General features: G+C 56.7%; 3 protein-coding genes. All 3 read left to right on the top strand.

All coding sequences use genetic code 11. The annotated features are described in order from the left end of the window. On the top strand, window positions 1-406 hold a 406-nt coding region (locus DBR24_RS07185), incomplete at its 5' end, for a glycine betaine ABC transporter substrate-binding protein (protein ID WP_305888828.1). Between the two features lie 240 nt (window positions 407-646). After that, complete coding sequence (locus DBR24_RS07180) at window positions 647-958, top strand: DUF485 domain-containing protein (RefSeq protein WP_123465858.1); 312 nt, start codon at window positions 647-649, stop codon at window positions 956-958. Beyond that, a complete protein-coding gene (locus DBR24_RS07175; RefSeq protein WP_128614331.1) occupies window positions 955-2,613 on the top strand; it encodes a cation acetate symporter in 1,659 nt (552 codons plus the stop codon). The genes DBR24_RS07180 and DBR24_RS07175 overlap by 4 nt, the downstream gene beginning before the upstream one ends. The last annotated feature ends 785 nt before the right edge of the window (window positions 2,614-3,398 follow it).

Raw genomic sequence — 3,398 nt, 5'->3', positions numbered from 1 at the left:
GCTCAAGACGGATCAGGCAATCAAGGATTACGACCTGACCGGTTACACCCTCAAGGCCAGTTCCGGCGCCGGCATGATTGCCGAGCTGACCCGTGCCGAGAAGAAGAACGAGTCGATTGCGGTTACCGGTTGGGTGCCGCACTGGATGTTCGCCAAGTGGAAACTGCGCTTCCTCGACGACCCGAAAGGCGTGTACGGCGCGGCTGAAACCGTGAACAGCATCGGCAGCAAGGAACTCGCCACCAAAGCTCCGGAAGTGGCCAAGTTCCTGAAAAACTTCCAGTGGGCGTCGAAAGACGAGATCGGCGAAGTGATGCTGGCAATTCAGGACGGTGCCAAACCTGAAGCAGCGGCCAAGGATTGGGTCGCCAAGCACCCGGATCGCGTGGCTGACTGGACCAAATAAAAGCTTCGCCGCCTAACCCTGTGGGAGCGAGCTTGCTCGCGAATGCGTTCTGTCAGTTGATGCAAATATCGACTGATCTGACGCCTTCGCGAGCAAGCTCGCTCCCACAGTTGTTTTGCGTGTACCGGAAATTGGCAAAAGTGTCATGGCGTTCTACTACTAAGGTCGTCTGTTACCGCGCTCGCAGCCGCATACATTAGCTATGTTCCAACAATAATTTGTGCTGCGAGGATAAAAACAATGAACGACAGCATTTACCTCTCGATTCAAAACAGTCCCCGATTCAAGGAGCTGGTGCGAAAAAGGGAAAAGTTCGCCTGGATACTCTCGGCGATCATGCTCGGGCTTTACTCTGGCTTCATCCTGTTGATCGCTTACGGGCCGCATGTTCTGGGCGCGAAACTCAGTCCGGAATCCTCGATTACCTGGGGAATTCCAATCGGTGTCGGACTCATTCTTTCTGCATTCATCCTCACCGCTATCTACGTGCGCCGCGCCAATGGCGAGTTCGACGACCTGAACAATGCGATTCTCAAGGAGGCTCAGCAATGATCCGGCGTCTACTGGCTCTTTTGAGCATCGCAGCCTTCGCTCCGGCCGTATGGTCTGCCGATGCCTTGACCGGCGAAGTTCACAAACAACCGCTCAACGTTTCGGCAATCGCCATGTTCGTGGTGTTCGTCGGGGCAACGCTGTGCATCACCTACTGGGCTTCCAAGCGCAACAAGTCGGCGGCTGACTACTATGCTGCTGGCGGCAAGATCACCGGTTTCCAGAACGGTCTGGCGATTGCCGGTGACTATATGTCGGCGGCATCCTTCCTGGGGATTTCCGCGCTGGTGTTCACCTCCGGCTACGATGGCCTGATCTACTCGATCGGCTTTCTGGTGGGCTGGCCGATCATTCTGTTCCTGATCGCCGAGCGCCTGCGTAACCTGGGCAAATACACCTTTGCCGACGTGGCGTCCTATCGCCTCGGGCAAACCCAGATCCGTACGCTGTCCGCTTGCGGTTCGCTGGTGGTGGTGGCGTTCTACCTGATCGCGCAAATGGTCGGTGCCGGCAAGTTGATCCAGCTGTTGTTCGGTCTGGACTACCACGTTGCGGTGATTCTGGTCGGTGTGCTGATGTGCATGTACGTGCTGTTCGGCGGCATGCTGGCGACCACTTGGGTGCAGATCATCAAGGCTGTGCTGTTGCTGTCCGGGGCCTCGTTCATGGCACTGATGGTAATGAAGCACGTAGGCTTCGACTTCAACACGCTGTTCTCCGAAGCGATCAAGGTTCACGCCAAAGGCGAAGCGATCATGAGCCCGGGCGGTCTGGTCAAGGATCCGATTTCGGCCTTCTCGCTGGGTCTGGCGCTGATGTTCGGTACGGCTGGTCTGCCACACATTCTGATGCGCTTCTTCACCGTGAGTGATGCAAAAGAAGCCCGCAAGAGCGTGCTCTACGCAACTGGTTTCATTGGCTACTTCTACATCCTGACTTTCATCATCGGCTTCGGCGCGATCCTGCTGGTCAGCACTAACCCGGCCTTCAAAGATGCTGCTGGCGCGCTGTTGGGCGGCAACAACATGGCGGCGGTGCACCTGGCCAACGCGGTCGGCGGCAGTATCTTCCTCGGCTTTATCTCGGCGGTGGCGTTCGCGACCATTCTGGCGGTTGTGGCAGGTCTGACTCTGGCCGGTGCTTCGGCTGTGTCTCACGACCTGTATGCCAGTGTGATCAAAAAGGGCAAGGCGAACGAGAAGGACGAGATTCGTGTCTCGAAGATCACCACCATTGCCTTGGCGTTGCTGGCGATTGGCTTGGGCATCCTGTTCGAAAGCCAGAACATTGCGTTCATGGTTGGCCTGGCGTTCTCGATCGCGGCGAGCTGTAACTTCCCGGTGCTGTTGCTTTCGATGTACTGGAAGAAGCTGACCACTCGTGGTGCGATGATTGGCGGCTGGCTGGGTCTGGTGAGTGCGGTTGGCTTGATGATCCTTGGCCCGACCATCTGGGTGCAGATTCTGCATCACGAGAAGGCGATTTTCCCTTACGAGTATCCGGCGCTGTTTTCGATGATCATTGCCTTTGTCGGGATCTGGTTCTTCTCGATTACTGACAAGTCGGCGGCTGCGGATAACGAGCGTGCGCTGTTCTTCCCGCAGTTTGTGCGTTCGCAGACTGGGTTGGGGGCGAGTGGGGCGGTTTCGCATTGATGGTTTGATGGTTTTGTAATGTTGTGCTGAATGCCCCGGTTGAGAGATCGGGGCATTTTTTGTGGGCGGTTATCGGCTCGAGCTGTGTACATATCCGTTGCTGCGGTAACGGCGGATTAGGGTTTCGCCCTTACGGCGACTCACTTTTTTTCAAACGCCAAAAAAAGTAAGCAAAAAACGCTTGCTCCTACGTACGGCCCGCTCGCTGGGGCTCGGGGTTCCTTCGCTCTGGGACCGATCCGGGCGCAGCGCCTACGGTTTGCTTCGCTGCACCTCCTCTCGCTGTGTTTGGCTTCGCCAAACGGTCGCTGCGCTCCCACCCCCGGATCAATCCCTCCACTCAGCCTTCCGATGTCGCCTTACAGATCAAGATCAAAAGCAGGCGAGCTGACACTCGGCCTATTGAGTGGTGAAGAGCGGGTGTTTGGCTTTGGATTTGTGTTGGAGCTGCCCCCCACCCCAGCCCTCTCCCGGAGGGAGAGGGAGCCGATTTTTGGGCTTGTCAAAATCTGAGTTCGACTCGGTATTTCACATTGAAGTAGCTCTCCCAAACACCTCGGTCAGTCTCCTTTTCCTCATGGGAGGGGGCTGATTTGTTTGCTTTTTAGAGCCTGAGTTCAACGCGGTATCGCACGTCGGCGCAGCTCCCCCAAACACCACGGTCAGTCCCCTCTCCCTCCGGGAGAGGGCCAGGGTGAGGGGCTCTTGATCCGGCTTTTGATCTGGCTTTGGCTTTTGATCTTTTGCCCCATCGGCAGGTCGAGCGAAGGTGTTCATCCGGGGGT

It is taken from the genome of Pseudomonas sp. HMWF006, assembly GCF_003061205.1.
GTDB classification, from domain to species: Bacteria; Pseudomonadota; Gammaproteobacteria; order Pseudomonadales; family Pseudomonadaceae; genus Aquipseudomonas; species Aquipseudomonas monsensis.
The sequence above is the reverse complement of the archived record's forward strand: the minus strand, read 5'-3'. Positions and strand labels throughout refer to the sequence as shown.